Source organism: Planktothrix prolifica NIVA-CYA 540, from assembly GCF_963864145.1.
In the GTDB taxonomy this organism is placed as follows: domain Bacteria; phylum Cyanobacteriota; class Cyanobacteriia; order Cyanobacteriales; family Microcoleaceae; genus Planktothrix; species Planktothrix agardhii.
The window spans coordinates 499,181-516,167 of the sequence record NZ_CAWLTW010000001.1; the positions used below are offsets into that span (position 1 = coordinate 499,181).

At 39.3% G+C, this 16,987-nt stretch carries 13 protein-coding genes; 9 read left to right on the forward strand and 4 right to left on the reverse strand.

The features are described from left to right. Positions 1-21: 21 nt before the first annotated feature. The 6 genes from AC559H_RS02235 (at position 22) to AC559H_RS02260 (ending at position 7,846) form a co-directional block, all read left to right on the forward strand. Positions 22-1,677, forward strand: coding sequence for a CocE/NonD family hydrolase (locus tag AC559H_RS02235; RefSeq protein WP_026793590.1), 1,656 nt, complete (start codon positions 22-24; stop codon positions 1,675-1,677). A gap of 254 nt (positions 1,678-1,931) precedes the next feature. Continuing rightward, a complete protein-coding gene (locus AC559H_RS02240) occupies positions 1,932-3,188 on the forward strand; it encodes a competence/damage-inducible protein A (RefSeq protein ID WP_026787286.1) in 1,257 nt (418 codons plus the stop codon). Between the two features lie 504 nt (positions 3,189-3,692). Then, positions 3,693-3,830 (forward strand): hypothetical protein, encoded by a 138-nt coding sequence (locus AC559H_RS02245; protein WP_162832325.1) that lies wholly within the window; start codon positions 3,693-3,695, stop codon positions 3,828-3,830. Between the two features lie 30 nt (positions 3,831-3,860). Beyond that, the gene (gene aroQ / locus AC559H_RS02250) at positions 3,861-4,322 is read left to right on the forward strand and encodes a type II 3-dehydroquinate dehydratase (protein WP_026787287.1); all 462 of its coding nucleotides are present in this window, start codon (positions 3,861-3,863) and stop codon (positions 4,320-4,322) included. Further along, entirely contained in the window at positions 4,319-5,299 is a 981-nt protein-coding gene (locus AC559H_RS02255; protein ID WP_026793589.1) for an ADP-ribosylglycohydrolase family protein, read from the forward strand. The genes aroQ and AC559H_RS02255 overlap by 4 nt, the downstream gene beginning before the upstream one ends. Before the next feature lie 69 nt (positions 5,300-5,368). After that, positions 5,369-7,846 carry an HD family phosphohydrolase gene (locus AC559H_RS02260; RefSeq protein ID WP_026793588.1) on the forward strand — a complete coding sequence of 826 codons (2,478 nt, stop codon included), beginning with the start codon at positions 5,369-5,371 and terminating at the stop codon, positions 7,844-7,846. A gap of 74 nt (positions 7,847-7,920) precedes the next feature. On the opposite strand, the gene AC559H_RS02265 is transcribed toward AC559H_RS02260, so the two are convergent. Continuing rightward, complete coding sequence (locus AC559H_RS02265) at positions 7,921-8,736, reverse strand: phospholipase D-like domain-containing protein (protein ID WP_026793587.1); 816 nt, start codon at positions 8,734-8,736, stop codon at positions 7,921-7,923. 158 nt (positions 8,737-8,894) lie between these two features. Between AC559H_RS02265 and AC559H_RS02270 the strand changes: the two genes are divergently transcribed. Next, positions 8,895-10,124 carry an AAA-like domain-containing protein gene (locus tag AC559H_RS02270; protein ID WP_036832228.1) on the forward strand — a complete coding sequence of 410 codons (1,230 nt, stop codon included), beginning with the start codon at positions 8,895-8,897 and terminating at the stop codon, positions 10,122-10,124. An 83-nt stretch (positions 10,125-10,207) separates the two neighbouring features. Beyond that, entirely contained in the window at positions 10,208-13,720 is a 3,513-nt protein-coding gene (locus AC559H_RS02275) for an AAA-like domain-containing protein (RefSeq protein ID WP_026793586.1), read from the forward strand. Positions 13,721-13,847: 127 nt separating this feature from the next. Here AC559H_RS02275 and AC559H_RS02280 read toward each other — a convergent pair whose 3' ends face one another. From AC559H_RS02280 to rsmA, 3 genes are read right to left on the reverse strand one after another with little or no spacing between them, the layout of a single operon-like run. Further along, on the reverse strand, positions 13,848-14,183 hold the full coding sequence (locus tag AC559H_RS02280) for a DUF3082 domain-containing protein (protein ID WP_026793585.1): 336 nt from the start codon (positions 14,181-14,183) through the stop codon (positions 13,848-13,850). A 9-nt stretch (positions 14,184-14,192) separates the two neighbouring features. After that, positions 14,193-15,134 (reverse strand): 4-(cytidine 5'-diphospho)-2-C-methyl-D-erythritol kinase, encoded by a 942-nt coding sequence (gene ispE, locus AC559H_RS02285; RefSeq protein ID WP_026793584.1) that lies wholly within the window; start codon positions 15,132-15,134, stop codon positions 14,193-14,195. A 44-nt stretch (positions 15,135-15,178) separates the two neighbouring features. Then, complete coding sequence (gene rsmA, locus AC559H_RS02290) at positions 15,179-16,015, reverse strand: 16S rRNA (adenine(1518)-N(6)/adenine(1519)-N(6))-dimethyltransferase RsmA (RefSeq protein ID WP_026793583.1); 837 nt, start codon at positions 16,013-16,015, stop codon at positions 15,179-15,181. Between the two features lie 327 nt (positions 16,016-16,342). On the opposite strand from rsmA, the gene AC559H_RS02295 reads away from it, so the two are divergent. Beyond that, the coding region (locus AC559H_RS02295) for a tetratricopeptide repeat protein (protein ID WP_026798424.1) at positions 16,343-16,987 on the forward strand (645 nt) is incomplete at its 3' end.

The following is a 16,987-nucleotide window of genomic DNA, read 5'->3' on the forward strand; positions in this document are numbered from 1 at the left end:
ATTTATAGATAACTAAAAAAGATGATTATTCAAGAAACAGCCTCTCTAATTACCCAGGATGGAATTCGACTAGATGCGGACATTTATCGACCCGATATAGAGGAAAAATTACCCGTTTTATTAATGCGACAACCCTATGGGAGAGCGATCGCATCTACCGTTGTTTATGCCCATCCAAAATGGTATGCTCAACAGGGATATATTGTAGTAATTCAAGATGTGAGAGGACGGGGAACCTCAGAAGGTAAATTCAAACTTTTTACTAATGAAATAGAAGACGGTTTAGATACTATTAATTGGGTCGCAAATCTTCCTAATAGTAACGGTCAGGTGGGAATGTATGGATTTTCCTATCAAGGATTAACTCAAGTTTATGCCGCTTCTAGGCGCCCGAAAGCATTAAAAACTATCTGTCCGGCGATGATGAGTTATGATTTATATAGAGATTGGGCCTATGAAGGAGGGGCTTTTTGTTTATATGCTAACTTAGGATGGGCGATTCAAATTGCCGCCGAAACAGCCCGATTAAAAGGGGATAAAACCGCCTATAATTCTCTGTATCAAGCCTCTCGAAATTTACCCTTTTTTGATCCCATTCCTGCTAGTCCAGAAGTGTTAAAAATCCATGATTCAGATTCATTTTATCACCAATGGTTAGCCCATAATCAACCCGATGAATATTGGCAAAATCTATCGCCAAAATTAGATAATTTAGACTTACCGATGCTGCATATTGGGGGATGGTTTGATACCTATTTAAGAGGAACAATTAATTTTTATCAAGAAATGGTCAAGCGTAGCTCCTCCCCCCAATATTTAATTGTTGGCCCCTGGGCGCATCTTCCCTGGGGGAGAAAGGTCGGGTCTGTGAATTATGGGTTAACCGCATCCAGCTTTATTGATAACCTGCAAATTCAATGGTTTGATACTTTTTTAAAAGGAAAAGAAAACCCAATTTTTAATCAAAATCAGGTTTGTTTATTTGAGATGGGAAGTCAAGAATGGCGACAATTTCAACAATGGCCGTCATCACCTTCCCAGATTTATTATTTATCCACAAATGGACTAGCAAATTTACGAGAAGATGCCGGAATTTTAACCCTAAATTGTCCTGAAAATTCTCAAGAAGATATCTTTGTTCATGACCCTTGGCGTCCGGTTCCCGCCCTGGGAGGTCATGCCATGTATCCCACGGGTTCCTTTGACCGTTCTAGCTTAGATTGTCGCAGTGATATTGTTACTTATACCTCGGAACCTTTGAGTCAAGATTTACATTTAGCCGGGGATTTAGCGGTAGAAATTTATTGTACAGCAGACCAGCCAACGTTTGATTTATCTGCGGTTTTATCAGAAGTTAAACCCGATGGCAGTGTTTATAATTTTAGTCAAGGTTATCAACGAATTACTACCATTAACTTTAACACAAATAATGATTTTAGTCAAGATGAAAATATAAATTCTTATCAAATTAAATTGCAACCTACTTGTATTAAAATTCCTCAAAACCATTGTTTGCGTTTAAGTATCAGTGGGGCTTGTTTTCCAGCTTATCCCGTGAACTCGGGAACCGAAAAACCTCTGAATCAAACCCATTTAATTGAGTATAAAATTATTACGTTAACTATTCATTCTGGAGGTAATTTTTCTTCAAAAATTATAAGTAGTTACACAAAATAAATTACCTAGTTGAGAGAGGGAACAGCCCCCCCAAACCCCCCGTGCACGGGGGGCTAGGGGGGGAGGGAACAGGGTGGAGGATGTGTAATTAATTTTGTTTAGGTACTTATTATCCCGCCAGAATTTCAGCAGCTATCTCCTGAGCCGTGAGCCCTGAGCCAGTCGAAGGGTCGAAGGATTGACCTGCTAAAATAGATGGAATCCCTGCCCGTTTACGGCGGGGCGGATGTCAAAATCTATCTTATCTTGAGCTTATGGTTGCTGAAATTATTTGTGTCGGTACGGAACTGCTTTTGGGTGATATTCTCAATAGCAATGCTCAGTTTTTGGGACAACAATTGGCTCAATTAGGCATTCCCCATTATTATCAAAGTGTAGTTGGAGATAATCGAGAACGCCTAAAAAAAGTAATTGCGATCGCATCTGAACGCTCTCAATTATTAATTTTTACCGGAGGTTTAGGGCCGACTCCCGATGATTTAACCGTTGAAACCATCGCTGATTTTTTTGGATTTCCCCTGATAGAAAGACCGGAAATTATTGAAGATATTACCCAAAAATTTAATCAACGGGGACGGGTGATGTCGGCGAGTAATCGTAAACAAGCCTTAATTCCTCAAGGGGCAGAAATCCTTGCAAACTTAACCGGAACTGCACCGGGAATTATCTGGAAACCCAGGGGAGATGGATTAACAATTTTAACCTTTCCAGGGGTTCCCGCAGAACTTTATCAAATGTGGTCAGATGTGGCAATTCCCTATCTAAAAAATAACAATTGGTGTCAAGGAATTATTCAAAGTTGTACCCTAAAATTTTGGGGCATAGCCGAATCCACTTTAGCCGAAAAAGTTGCTGATTTCCTATATCTAAAAAATCCCACCGTTGCTCCCTATGCTAATCATGGAGAAGTGAAATTAAGAATTTCTGCCCGGGCCGACTCTCCAGAAATTGCCCAACAATTAATTACCCCCATTGAAACCCAACTGCGAGAAATTGCTGGACTCGATTGTTATGGGGCCAATGATCAAACTTTGGCTTCAGTGGTGGGGGAATTATTGCAACAACATCAAGCTACCTTGAGTGTGGCCGAATCCTGCACTGGAGGAGGTTTAGGACACATCCTGACCCAAATTCCCGGCAGTTCTGAATATTTTCTCGGCGGTGTAATTGCCTATAATAATCGGGTGAAGGCTTCTCTGCTCAATGTCAACCTCGATGATTTAGAGGAATACGGGGCTGTTAGTGCGGTCGTCGCCGAACAAATGGCCATCGGTGTCAAAAATCTCTTGCAAACCAATTGGGGCTTAAGTATTACCGGAATTGCTGGGCCAGGGGGCGGTACTACGACCAAACCCGTCGGACTGGTTTACATTGGTTTAGCCACACCCCAGGGGTCAGTAGAGAGTCTGGAATGTCGTTTTGGGGAAAAACGGAGTCGGGACTGGATACGGCGGGTAAGCAGCAGTACGGCCCTTGACCTTCTGCGTCGTCATCTTCTCGGTAAAGGTTAATGGTTGGGGAAAACAAGAAATTGTCAAGCTATTGCCTAAATTTGTAAAGATTCGTTATGCTGAGGGTGGTGTTGTTCAATTTCATGTCTAACCATAACTGAAAAATTTGGTAAGATGGAGCTAGTACAGTGTCTCTCTAGGTTTGTTTGAGTTAGGCAGTTGTGAATTAGCGACCCCGATCAAACCAATTTTCAACTAATCCTAAATGCCATGGATCTAGGAGATGGTTGGGGGTGTAAAAATCCCCTAAATTAAAGAGATTATTCTAGGATGTCCTATTACCAAGTGCTTAAAATTTTAGAAACTTTTATGAAATTTTAAGCCAGAATTGGAGTAATATAATAGAATAGGAAATATAGAGCAGATATCCGTTAAGGATAAAACTTGCTAACCCATAGCAAGCATTGGTTTTGAGCGTTATACGGTGATTGGGCTAACCATTCGGTTAACCTTAACCCCCAGTCCAGTTGCGTAGCTAGTTTACAGCGAGGAGCTTTTTGTTCAATGGAATACATTGATAGAATACTGGAAAAGTTAAAAGAATGGGCGCGGGAGCTTATTGATGCCCTATTGGGCCCGGCGGCTCAACCCGAAGCAGAGCCAATTCCTGTACCTGTGGATGAGCCCCGCCGTCGGAGGTAGTTAATTTAACATTTGATTAAGGTTAATCCTTTGCTAAGTCTTTTAGTATTGCATGGCCCCAATTTGAATCTCTTGGGTCAGCGAGAACCTGAAATTTACGGGAAAACAACGTTAGAAGGAATTAATCGACTGTTGGAACAGGAGGCTCAGTTACTCTCTGTTAAACTCTCAATCATCCAGTCTAACCACGAAGGGGTTTTGGTGGATGCAATACACTCCGCATTTGGGCAACACCAAGGCTTGCTAATTAATGCCGGAGCCTATACTCACACCAGTATTGCCCTGCGAGATGCGATCTCAGGAGTCGGAATTCCTACCGTTGAGGTACATCTAAGCAATATTTACCGTCGAGAACCATTCCGGCATCATTCTTTTATTGCAGCAGTGGCGATTGGACAAATTAGTGGATTTGGAGCAGAAAGTTACCGCTTGGGACTACAGGCTTTGGTTCATCATTTGCAGGGGCAAAAACCGTTAGAATCCTCTCCATGAACCAATATTCACTATCTAGCCAATTTCAAGGGGCTTTTCTAGGCACAGTCCTCGGTTATCGGTTAGGCCAAATTAAACCCAGGTCTGAAAACCTATCTCCTGGTTATTCCCTAAATTGGGGGGAACTGATTCCCCAACTCGCTCAAAGCTTAATCAAATATCAAGGATTTAATCCGATTGATTACTGGGCATTAGTGACGAACCAGAGGGAAGAACCTCGAAAATTGGAAATTTCTCAAAAACCCTCGATACCATGCCCACAGGGGTTAAATTCAGGGAGTGAGGCGGCTATTGTTGGCTTCCCACTAGCCTTATTTTTTCACGATAATTTGATCTCTTTAAAACAGTTAAGATCGAATATCCCGGAACAGTTACCCAGTGTTTGGGATGGGGTTTTGGTCATGGCGACCGCGATCGCACAGATCCTAACTCAAAATCCAGAACTCCATCAACTGATTCCCAATTTATTAAAGCTGTTACCGACCGAATCGGCTTTAACGGCTAAATTAAAACAAGTTCAAACCCTATTACAGCAAAAAGCCAGCTTAGAAACGGCCGTTCGTCAACTGACCCAAACCTCAAAACTCAGTTATTCTCCTCAACCGACTGTTCCAAATCATTTCGAGCCTGAAAATTGGACGGCCTTGGCTCTGGGCTTCTATTGTTTTCTCAGCACCCCAGAAGACTATTCTTTAACGGTTTTGCGATCGCTACAAACCCGATACCATCCCCAAATCACAGCCGCCATCAGTGGGGCTTTATCCGGTGCCTATCAAGGCTACATCGCAATTCCAGTCAAATGGCGTTTGGAGTTTCAAGACCCCTCTATTTGGCCTTCAACTGATCCAGAAATTGAAAATAACCCTGTAGAACTCAACCCCACTCAGGAAGAACTGCTAGAGTTAGCCCAGAATCTATTTGCTCTTTGGTCAGGGGTGTATCACCCTTTAAAACCAATGGTTATTAGCTTTCCTTAAAAACTCAAAACAATACTATACAATTAAATTCAAACGGCTGCTAAACCCCTTGATCTAGTTTCCAAGCTGATGAATACGCGACCTACTCTGACGCAACAGATTGAACGGCTTTGTAGCCGCGCCCATTCCGCCTCACCTCCTATACAGCCTTCATCTACAAAACTATCCGGTTCCAACCCTTCATTGTTATCCAATCCTAAACCCCGAAAAGTCAAAAAAAAATTGAGTTCTCTCACCAGTCCAAGCTTTTTCTTGGTGAGCGTGGTTTCCTTAACCAGCGTTATCGGGGTTCGATTTTACAACCAACCCAAATTAGATGTCGGTCGTATTGCCCAGGAAACCATTAACGCCCCCTGGGATGCCAGTGTTCCTGACTTGAAAACCACCGATGAAAAGCGCAAAGCGGCTGAAATTGGTGCGATTCCGGTTTTAGTAATTGACAATGCCGTTAATCAAGATATTCAGCAAACTATTCAAAAGGTATTAGCCCAGGGGGCATCTATCCGCAATATCGCCGAACCTTTTCCTTTTGTGAATACGGGAATTTTATCGACGGAAGTTCAGCGTTACTTGCGCGGGGTTCCAGAACGAGAATGGCAAGATTTAATTGCCCAAGTTGAACAGGTGAGTGTACAAATTCCCTCAACTACCCCATCAAAAACCCCAAGTAAAAAAAATCCGACCAAATTTACCGATTGGCAAGAAGCCAACTTAGTCGAAATTCGCCAACATACCCTCACACAATTACAGGCTTACCGTCAGCGAACCACTGAGGTTGAATTTTCACAATTATTATCCGATGTGACCCAAGCCCGTTGGCGATATGCCGCATCATTGAATTCCTTTTCCCAGAAATCCTCTGTTGATCAAACAGTCTTTTATAGTGAGTCCATCTTTGGCTGGTCTGATCAAATTTGGTTGCAAACCCAAACAGGAATTGCTCAAATTACTCAAGAGATGTTAGCCCAGGGGATTGCTCCTGGTGTACCCGATGAAATCCTGAAAAAAGCTATTGAAGTTCATATTAAATATACAATTCCTTTAGAAACTCAATTATTTGCAACTAATTTATTAAATCAAGTTTTAAAATCAAATTTAGTTAAAGATCCCGAAGCAACCCGTCATCGAGCGGAGTTAGTTGCACAAAAAATTGAACCTGTGTTAGTTAATATTAGCATGGGAGAAGTTATTGTTAACAGGGGACAAAAAATTACTCAAAGGGATTTTGTCTTACTGGATTATTTTGGTTTGAGTGAACGGGGAATTAATTCAAAAGGATTAATTAAGTTAGTAGGGTTAGTTAGTCTAGGAGTCGGAATTGTTTTATTGGTTGAATGGAAATTTCATCGAGGTTTACGTCGTCGAGATCGGCTTTTATTATTACTGCTAACCCTAAGTACGCCGATTATTATTTTGTTGAAATTACCTCTGATTAATTTACCTGCGGTGGGGTTATTGGTGGGCAGTTTTTATGGCTCGGCCGTGGGAGTAACGGTTGTGGGTCTACTTTCAATTTTATTACCAATTGGCATGGAAATTGATAGTTTTCATTTACTGGCCAGTGCCGTGGGGGGATTAGTTGGGAGTCTTTTGGCAGGGCAATCTCGGAGTCGAGAAGAATTAGCATTACTAGGATTAGAGGTGGGAATTGCTCAAGGTGCTGTTTACTTAATTTTTAATTTAATGGCGAGTGCAACAGCCGGATCAATTTGGTATGTTATGCTCAAGGTTGTAGGATTACAAGTATTAGAAGGAGTGGCTTGGAGTATTGTCGCCTTGGGGTTAAGTCCCTATTTAGAACATCTATTTGATTTAATTACTCCGATTCGATTAGCTGAGTTAGCAAATCCCAATCGACCGTTATTAAAAAAATTAGCAACCCTAGCACCCGGAACATTTCAACATACGATGTTTGTGGCAACTTTAGCCGAAGCCGCCGCTCAAGAATTGGGCTGTAATGTGGAATTAGTCAGAACGGGAACTTTATATCATGATATTGGAAAAATGCACGACCCTTTAGGATTTATTGAAAATCAAATGGGGGGAACGAATAAACATGATACGATTGATGACCCCTGGGAAAGTGCCAAAATTATTAAAAAGCACGTTGGTGAGGGGTTAGTAATGGCGAAAAAATACCGTTTACCCAAAGCAATTCAAGCGTTTATTCCTGAACATCAAGGAAGTATGCAGATTGCTTATTTCTATTATCACGCCCAACAACTTGCTAAAGAAAATCCTGAATTGGAAGTCCTAGAAGATGATTTTCGCTATGATGGGCCGATTCCCCAATCTAAAGAAACGGGGATTGTGATGTTAGCAGATTCCTGTGAGGCGGCATTGCGATCGCTCAAAGATGCCACCCACGAAGAAGCATTAAATATGGTTAATAAAATATTAAAGGCTCGATGGCAAGATAATCAATTAATTGATTCGGGTTTAACCAGGGCAGAAATGGCAAAAATTGCCGAAATCTTTGTCCGGGTTTGGGAACAAGTTAATCACAAACGAATTGCTTATCCAAAAGCGGTGCTAGGTTGTCGTTGACATCCGCCGCCCCGCCGTAAAACGGGCGGGGATTCCATCTATGTGAGCGTTACCCCTACAGGAATTGATGTTTTTTAAGCTGCCATATCCTCAAGGTTATCGTGATCAATAATAATGGCTTTTCCATCCGAACTAAAATCAGCCCAAACGGGTGAAAAATAGCGATTATGGAGATAAATTACTTCTTCAAGATTGGTGATCAATTCGATTTCTTCTAAATTGCGTTCTGCCTTTCGCCAAGCGGTAAGGGTCAGATTTGCACTGCCTTTAAAGGCTATTAATCCATCGATAACAATTAGTTTTTGATGAGGAATTCTATCCCAATTAAAAATAGTTTCACACATCGGTTTAATCTCTAGGTTTGGGCTTTCATGGGTGTAGTTTGATAATTCGGGTAATTGATAGGTTTGACTAGAGGTTAAGGAAACAATACCTTTAACTGGAATCCCTTGGGATACTGTTTTTAATGCGCCTAGAAATTGATGACTAATCCCCAGACTGATAAAATGGATAAACTTTTTAGCTAGATTCATTGCTTTTAATAAACCTGCCATGAGGGGATAATTGGGGTCAGTATTAAGGCGTTGTGCGATCGCTCCTAATTTTTTATATTGCTCAATATCAAGGTCATTATCATTAAAGTAGAGATTTTTATCTCGGAAATAAGCTTGAATTACTTTTGCAGGTTCAGGACTATTGACAATATATTGAATTCCGCAAGTTGGGCAGAAAATTTGTTTTTGTTGGTTTCGTTGTAAGCTGGGGTGAATCGCATAGCAGTTTTGACAGTGAGCTAAACGGATGTCAAGTTGTGACAAGCTACGCAGATCAAGAGCGGGTTTTTTACGGTTAGGTAAATTAGAATAATCGTAGCTGTTGGGTAGAAACATATTTATTCCTCGTTATGAACATTTTCATATTTGCATAGGTATTGCTACACACCGAATGGACAAGAATAATCAATTTATACACAAATTAGATTAATTTTGTGTATGGCTTGTGTAAACGTCAGTTGATATACTGAATAGGGTGATAAATCATAAATACTATGCTGAAGAAAGAACCGTTACAAATATTTAATGAATTACCAGAAAAGCGTAAAGAATTATTCCTGTTAACTTGTCAAGGAAAAACGGATGCTGAAATTGCTGAAGCTATGGAAATAGATACAAAGACGGTTAGAAAGCAAAGATCAATTTTAGGGGTTGACTTTGATACTCCTACAAATCATAACGAACGTCGCCCCAATCTAAAGAAAGATTTATTGAAAATTGGTGAACAGTTAGGTTTAGTACCATCTGATTTTTATATTGAACGTCCTCCCATTGAATCAAAGTGTTATAAAGAAATATTAAAACTAGGAGCATTAATTCGGATAAAAGCACCTAGAAAAATGGGAAAAACTTTATTGTTAAATCGTTTACTAAATTATGCAGAACAGCAAAACCATGAAACAGTGATTCTCAACTTTGAAGAAGTAGACAGTGAAATATTAAGTCAATACAAAAATTTATTACAGTGGTTTTGTTCCGCTCTAAGTGATTTATTAGAAGTTGAGAATAAGGTCTCAGAGTTCTGGAACTATGGTTGTAATCACAGTACCACTAACTATTTAGGGAAGTATTTATTAGTTAGTCGAACTCAACCTTTAGTAATTGTTCTTGAAAAAGTCGATATCATTTTTGAACAAGCGAGCTATAACCAAGATTTTTGTAAAATGTTACGTTCTTGGTATAGCCTTGCTAACTCGAATCAACGACGAGGTGAAGTCTGGAAGAACCTGCGATTAATTATTGTTCACTCTACAGAAGTTTACGCTTCTCTCGATATTAATTCTTCGCCGTTATCAGGTGCAGGTTTAACTGTGTCTTTACCCGATTTTACCTTAAAACAAGTACAAGATTTAGCTCAAGATTATCGATTAACAAACCTTGATTCTTCAGATTTTGATCAACTGATGTTGATGTTTGGGGGTTATCCGTATCTCATACAGAGTGCATTTGACTATCTAAAAAATCAAGAGTTTTCTCTTCAAAAACTTTTAGAAATTGCTCCCACTGAGCAAAGTCCATTTATTAATGATTTACGAGAATTGTTAGGAATTTTGCAAAAATCTCCTGAACTAGCTCAAGCTTATCGAGACGTTATCACTCAAAATCAACCCGTTAGATCAACTCAAACCTTTAAATTAGAAGGTTTGGGGTTAGTGAAAGTTGAAAATGATGAATGTAAACCTCGCTGTGATTTATACCGTCAATATTTTTCAGGACGTTTATAAATTCAAAATGTAGTAAGCCCTTCAGGGCTTAGAGGCGTTCACGCCTCACTACAAATTTTAATAAATTTAAGGGAGACAATTTTATGGCTTATCAATATATTGCTGATGTTACACTACCGGAAGATGTTGAAACTTATGTTATACGAGAAGCAGATGAACAACTGTATCAAAAGTTAATTGAGGGAAAAATTTGTAACGTTTTTAATTCTCGTAAAATGGGAAAATCTAGTTTAGCAGTACGAACCATCAAGCGACTTCGGGAGGAAAAAGGGTTTAGTTGTGTTACTCTTGATATTTCTGGAACAGATACAGACTTAGAAAATATTGCTCAATGGTATGCAAGCTTATTAGATACTATTGCAACAGAATTAGACTTAGAAGTTGATTTAGCGACCTGGTGGGAAGAAAACAACTGGTTAACGCCTTTGCGCTGTTTTAGAAAGTTTATTGAAACGATTTTGTTTCCTCAAATTCAAGAAAATATTGTTATTTTTTTAGATGAAATTGATAGTGTTTTAAGTTTTGAACTATCAACGGATGATTTTTTCTCGTTTATTCGGAGTTTATATAATCTTCGAGCTAGTAACCCAGAATATCAACGTTTAACTTTTTGTTTATTAGGAGTGATAACGGCTTCTGATTTGATTAAAGATAGTAGACGAACCCCTTTTAATGTTGGTGAAGCGATTGAGTTAACAGGATTCACTTATGAGCAAGCGGAACCTGTATTAAAAAGAGGATTAGAAGGAAAATTTAGAGAGAAATCTGATCAGGTTTTACGCGATATTTTAAATTGGACAAATGGGCAACCGTTTTTAACCCAAAAGCTTTGTAATTTAGTTTTAGATTATGCGGATTCTACTGATCCTAATGTAGCTCAAATTGTGCAAACTTATATTATCGATAATTGGGAAGTCCAAGATAATCCTGAACTGTTGAGAACAATTCGTAGGCGAATATTGGCTGATGATAAAAAAAATATTCAAGTATTAGAGTTATATAGAAAAATTTTGGAACAAGGAAAAATTCCATCTGATAACAGTTCTGAAAAATTGCAGTTAAGATTATCAGGATTAGTTTTTAAAAATCAGGAAAACTTAGAATTATACAATAAAATATATGAGTTAATATTTAACAAAGATTGGATAAAAAATCAGTTATCTAAATTATATCCTTATAGGCAAGATCTATTAATTTGGTTGCAACATAGTAAAGCTCCTGAATATCTTCTAAAAGGCAAAGTATTAAGAGAAGCAGAACTATGGCAACAGGGCAAAAGCTTACCCAATGAATATATGAACTTTATTTATCAGAGCAAAGAAGAAGAGAGGAAAAAATATTATAAAAAAATTTTTGATATTGCTTCAGTAATTCTTTTTTTTATGGGAATATCAATGATGTGGTTTAGTTTTAGATTAAAAGATGCAACAGAACAACTAAAATTTTCATTGAAACTTATAGAATTAGAACAAAGTGGAGTGGGTGCATTACAACAGTTTGATTCAGGTAATGAACCTATAGAAGCCTTAATGCAAGTAGTACAAACAGGCGAAGACTTAAAACCTATAGTAAACAATAATACTTCTTTCAAAAATTATCCTACAGTCACCCCTATTTTTAGCTTACAACAAATTTTAGATAACATTTATGAACGTAACCCATTGGGAGTATTAAAATCACTAGATTTCAGCCCTGATAAGAAATCTTTTGTAACAGTATCATCATCAACAAACGCAAATATTTACCTTTGGAACTGGCTAGGTCAAACTGTGACTCAGTTGAAAGGACATCAAGGTGCGGTTAATCGAGTTGTTTTTAGTCCCGATGGTCAATATATTGCAGGAGTAGGAGAAGATGGGTTTGTTCATATTTGGAACTTTTCTGGTAAACATTTACTGAAATTTAAAGCACATCAAGGGGCTGGAAATTCGATTATTTTTAGTCCTAATAGTCAATATATTGCAACGGTAGGAAAAGATGGTTTCGTTCGAGCCTGGAATAAATTCGGGAAAAAATTAATAGAATTTAAAAGCCATAAAAGTGATGATAGTAATGATTCTTCTAGCATCTATTTTAGTTATGATAGCAAACGTATTCTAATTCATCCACTTCAGAAAAGCGAAGCATATATCTTGAATTTATCGGGTAAGCAAGTAGCAAAATTGACTTGGATTCCTGGCGGAATAGATGCAGGGGCTGTCAATATAACTCCTAATGGTCAATATATTGTCACCTCAGAAGGTGGCTCTATGCCTACTATTTGGAATTGGTCAGGTCAGCAATTAGCAAAACTTAAAGGCAACCGAGTTAATTTTAGTTCCGATAGTCAGTTTGTTGCAACGATTGAATTTGATGGTCAAGCCTATCTTTGGAATATATCGGGAAAACTTTTGGCAGAACTTAAAGGTCATAAATCCGGTGTTTTGGATGTCAGTTTTAGTCCTAATGGTAAACAGTTAGTTACTGCTGGAAAAGATGGAATTGCTAGAGTTTGGAACTTTTCAGGTGAACAAATAGCAGAACTTAAAAGACATCGGGGAAGTGTTACATTAGTGAGGTTTAGCCCTAATGGTCAACTCATTGCAACAGGTGGGGAAGATGGTAAAATTCGTCTTTGGGATTTATCAGGTCAAGAACAGCTTGAACTGACAGGGCATCGAAGAACTGTAAGTTCTATTGATTTTAGTCCTGACAGTAAAAGTTTAATCACTTATGGAAATGATGAAATAGCTCGCCTTTGGGATGTATCAGGTCGTCAGGTTACTCAACTTAAAAATAGCAAGAATAGGGTTAGAAATGTTGTTTTTAGTCCTAACAATAAGTACATTGCTACAATTGAAGAAGATAAAATTGTTCAGATTTGGACATTTTCAGGTCAAATTTTAAATTCAATCAAAACTGAGTCAGATTACAACATTAATAGCGTCAATTTTAATAATGATAGTAAAACGATTGATATTTTTTTTACAAATAAAATTGTTCAAACTTGGAGCTTTTCAGGCCAATTATTAAATACCGATAACACTAATAATCAAAGTCTTGCCAAAAGTAATCCTCAACTTGGCGAAGACCTTGAAGTTGAAACTGAAACTGAAAAAGATGAGACAATATTGATTAATAATAGTTCTGGTAAAAATTTATTAAAATTAAAGGATAAAAATTATGACTCTATTTCTAATGCAATCTTAAGCCCAGATGGTCAGCATATTGCTGGAATAGATCAAGACAGACTCGTATATATTTGGGATTTATCGAGTAAGATTTCAACTGTTTTGAAAGTCAGCCAAGTAGACTATTTTACCTTTAGTCCTAATGGAGATCGTATTGCTACAATCTCTAAAAACGGAGTAGTAGAAATTTATGATTTACTCGGTCGGAAATTAGCTCGATGGGAAGTTAACCCTCATCCTGACGGGGTTCTTGCAAGTTTTAGTCCTGACTGGCGGTATGTGGCTATCGTTGGAGAGGATAATAAAGTTGTAGTTTGGTCTGTTCCTCAAAACTTAGATGAACTACTGGAAAGAGGTTGTAATTGGTTATCAAGTTTCTTTGCTAATCATCCAGATGAGCGAGAACGTTTGAAAGTTTGTCAATAGGCTCTATTTTCTTTCCCAAATTAATTTCAACCGATCTGTAGTGGGAGTGTCCTCGCTCCCTAAAATATACTACGGTAGTAAGCCCGACCGGGCTTAGATTAGAGGCGTGAACGCCTCACTACGGTTTTTAACTATTAGAGGAAGGAATCTTAGGTTTAATTAACCTTTGAATACTAACGTAAAAAGCTAATCCAATTAATCCTACAGCCAGGAAAGCAAATAAAACCGTTCCCATCGTCAATACACCAACCACAAGAGTCCGAACGGCTGCTGACATTTGGATCACGGTAAAATTCTCAGAATGGATAGGTTTGGCTGCAAACTTTCCAGAAATAGCATGGGTTACATTATACAAACCGAAGGCAACGGCCGCATAAATTCCCCCATTACTAATACAACGGAATAAATTAACTGAATCCGTTTTTGAGGAAATTTCCGAGGTTTTAGGAGTAGTTTTAGTCATGGTTTATGATTAGGCTAAACGAATACCAGTGGAGACAAATTTTGCTGTCCAAAAATCTAATTCTGGGTTAGCTATTTGGGTTTTAACTGCTTCTAAAACCCGTAATGCTTCGGCTTCAGATTCCGTTAAGGCGAAAACCGTTGGCCCGGAACCGGACATCATGGTTCCCAGAACCCCCTGAGACTCAAAAGCCTCTCGCAGTTCCAATACTTGGGGATGTTCGGGTAAGGCAACTTTCTCTAAATCATTGTGCAGTAATTTACCAATGGCCGCGCCGTCTGCGTGCATGATAGCAGAAACCATCGGCCCCGAATGGACTCGGTGTTGACGGGTTTCTAAATCTTGAGCTTGGGAAATATAGGTTTGGCTAAACTGTTGACGATAGGTTTTATAAGCCCAAATAGTAGAAATTCCCAGGTGACGATATTTGGCTAAAACCACATACAAATGATCTAAATTTTTCAAAGGAGAAAGTTCTTCCCCCCGTCCCGTAGCCAAAGCCGTTCCTCCTTGAATACAAAAGGGAACATCGGAACCAATTTGAGCCCCTAATACTTCTAATTCGCTTTGAGTTAAGCCTAATTGCCACATCAGATCTAAACCGACTAAAACCGCAGCCGCATCGGTGGAACCTCCGGCTAACCCGGCGGCAATGGGAATATTTTTTTTGATGTTAATTTCTACTCCCCCAAATTGTGCCATAGCTTCGGGGAATTGTTGAGTTAATAATGCCGCCGCCCGATAGGCTAAATTGGTATGATCATTGGGAACTTCTGCATGATCACAACGGACAATAATGGTGTCAATTCCAATCGGTTGAATATCAATTTGATCGGCTAAACTGATACTTTGTAACACCATCGCCAGTTCGTGATATCCGTCGGGGCGATCGCCTATAATTTCTAAGTAAAGGTTGATTTTTGCCGGAGCAATTAAAGAATAGGAACGCATTTTTATTCGGAATTAGAGACAGAAAAGACAGGAGAAAAACTATTTTAATCGGTGACTAAATCAGTTATTTCCATCAAGTTAGTTAAATTAACCCATTGTTCAACGCTGAGGTCTTCGGCGCGAACTTGGGGGTTAATTTCTAATTGTTCCAGCAATTGGGTTAATTGATCTCGACTGATCACACTTTGTAAATTATTTCTTAACATTTTTCGTTTACTGGAAAATCCTAATTTAAGTAAGGTTTCCAAATATTGCGGGTTAGTGGCGGGATGGGCAATGGCACGGGGACACAAACGCAGTACCGCCGAATCGACTTTAGGGGCGGGATAAAAGGCCTTGGCAGGGACATCACAGATATATTCACAATTGGCCAGATATTGAACTCGCACCGACAACGCCCCAAAGGTTTTAGATCCAGCATTGGCCGTGATCCGTTGGGCGACTTCTTTTTGAACTAACAGAACAATTAATTCATAAGGGTGAGGATTAGGCTCAGAAATGGTTCCTAACAATTGTTCAACAATCGGCCCGGTAATATTATAGGGAATATTAGCAACAACTTTATTCGGATTTTGGAAATTAGGAAACCCTTGGAGTTGACCGTCGATATCTAAAGTAAGAATATCTCCTTCTAGTAATAAAAAATTATCCCGATTTCCGAATCTTTTTACTAGATTTTGAGATAAATCCCGATCAATTTCCACCGCCACAACCGACCGAGCTACCGATAATAATTGAGTCGTGAGAATGCCTGTTCCTGGGCCGATTTCCAACAGACAATCCGATGGAGATAATAGGGCAGATTTAACAATTTTATTCAGGGCTTTTTCACTGCGTAACCAATGTTGAGCGAATTGTTTGCGGGGTTGGGGCGATCGCATATAAATAATTAAATAAAAGGTTAAAAATAGACTGGGAAACTAACAATAATTTGACTTGCACCCTGGGAAGACCCCCCTAACCCCCCTTACTAATGGGGGGAGCGGACAGTCAAAGTCCCCCTTTTTAATGGGGATTTAGGGGGATCAGATCCGAGGTTCAATTTTATTGACCCCTATCAGGGGAGATACAACCCCTTAAAATCAGGGAAATCCGATCAACCGGATAGCTTCACAAATGGCCCGAAGTATGTCAGTATCAATTTCACTCCTAACCATCGGTTAGGAACTCCAGTGACAACTCGCTCAACTTCTCACACAAAATAGGCCGTGTCAAATCGAACTCAATTATTAATCAGTAGTGTATTTATGGCTGTGATTGCTATAAGTACACCCCAAATTACTCAAGCTACGGAAATTGTAGCTCAAGCCAACCCCCAAGCTAACAAACAGCTTAACGATTTGTTAGAACAGGGTCGGAAGTTGGTGGATTCTGGAGATGTAGAAAATGCCATTAGCATCTATACCCAGGCCGTTAGTTTAGATCCTAGAAACCCTAAAATTTATTCTGGGATTGCCTACCTAGAAGCATTACGCGGTAACTTCCAAGTGGCCGCCCAATATTATCAAAACGCCTTAATCCTAGAACCGAATAATGCTGATTTTCAGTACGGTTTAGGGTTTACCCTCGCCAATTTACAACAATATGATGCGGCCGCGGACGCCTATCGTCGAGCCATTATGCTCAAACGAGACAACATCCAGGCTCACCAGGGATTAGCGGCTACCCTATTCCGTAAAGGGGACTATGCGGGGGCAATCCGAGCCTATCAAACCCTCCTGACCGTTGATCCGCGTAATTGGCAAGCCTATTCTGCCATGGGAATGGCTTTTCTGAAGCAAGAGAACATCAGCAAGGCCTTAGAAGTGCTGCAACAGGCGGAGATGTTAGCCCCGAATGAAGCCAGTATCCAG

Bases quoted from the DNA above. Each gene is read 5' to 3' on its own strand.
- AC559H_RS02235 (WP_026793590.1), top strand. From the start codon at position 22: ATGATTATTCAAGAAACAGCCTCTCTAATTACCCAGGATGGAATTCGA.
- AC559H_RS02240 (WP_026787286.1), top strand. From the start codon at position 1,932: ATGGTTGCTGAAATTATTTGTGTCGGTACGGAACTGCTTTTGGGTGAT.
- AC559H_RS02245 (WP_162832325.1), top strand. From the start codon at position 3,693: ATGGAATACATTGATAGAATACTGGAAAAGTTAAAAGAATGGGCGCGG.
- AC559H_RS02255 (WP_026793589.1), top strand. From the start codon at position 4,319: ATGAACCAATATTCACTATCTAGCCAATTTCAAGGGGCTTTTCTAGGC.
- AC559H_RS02260 (WP_026793588.1), top strand. From the start codon at position 5,369: ATGAATACGCGACCTACTCTGACGCAACAGATTGAACGGCTTTGTAGC.
- AC559H_RS02265 (WP_026793587.1), bottom strand. From the start codon at position 8,736: ATGTTTCTACCCAACAGCTACGATTATTCTAATTTACCTAACCGTAAA.
- AC559H_RS02270 (WP_036832228.1), top strand. From the start codon at position 8,895: ATGCTGAAGAAAGAACCGTTACAAATATTTAATGAATTACCAGAAAAG.
- AC559H_RS02275 (WP_026793586.1), top strand. From the start codon at position 10,208: ATGGCTTATCAATATATTGCTGATGTTACACTACCGGAAGATGTTGAA.
- AC559H_RS02280 (WP_026793585.1), bottom strand. From the start codon at position 14,183: ATGACTAAAACTACTCCTAAAACCTCGGAAATTTCCTCAAAAACGGAT.
- ispE (WP_026793584.1), bottom strand. From the start codon at position 15,134: ATGCGTTCCTATTCTTTAATTGCTCCGGCAAAAATCAACCTTTACTTA.
- rsmA (WP_026793583.1), bottom strand. From the start codon at position 16,015: ATGCGATCGCCCCAACCCCGCAAACAATTCGCTCAACATTGGTTACGC.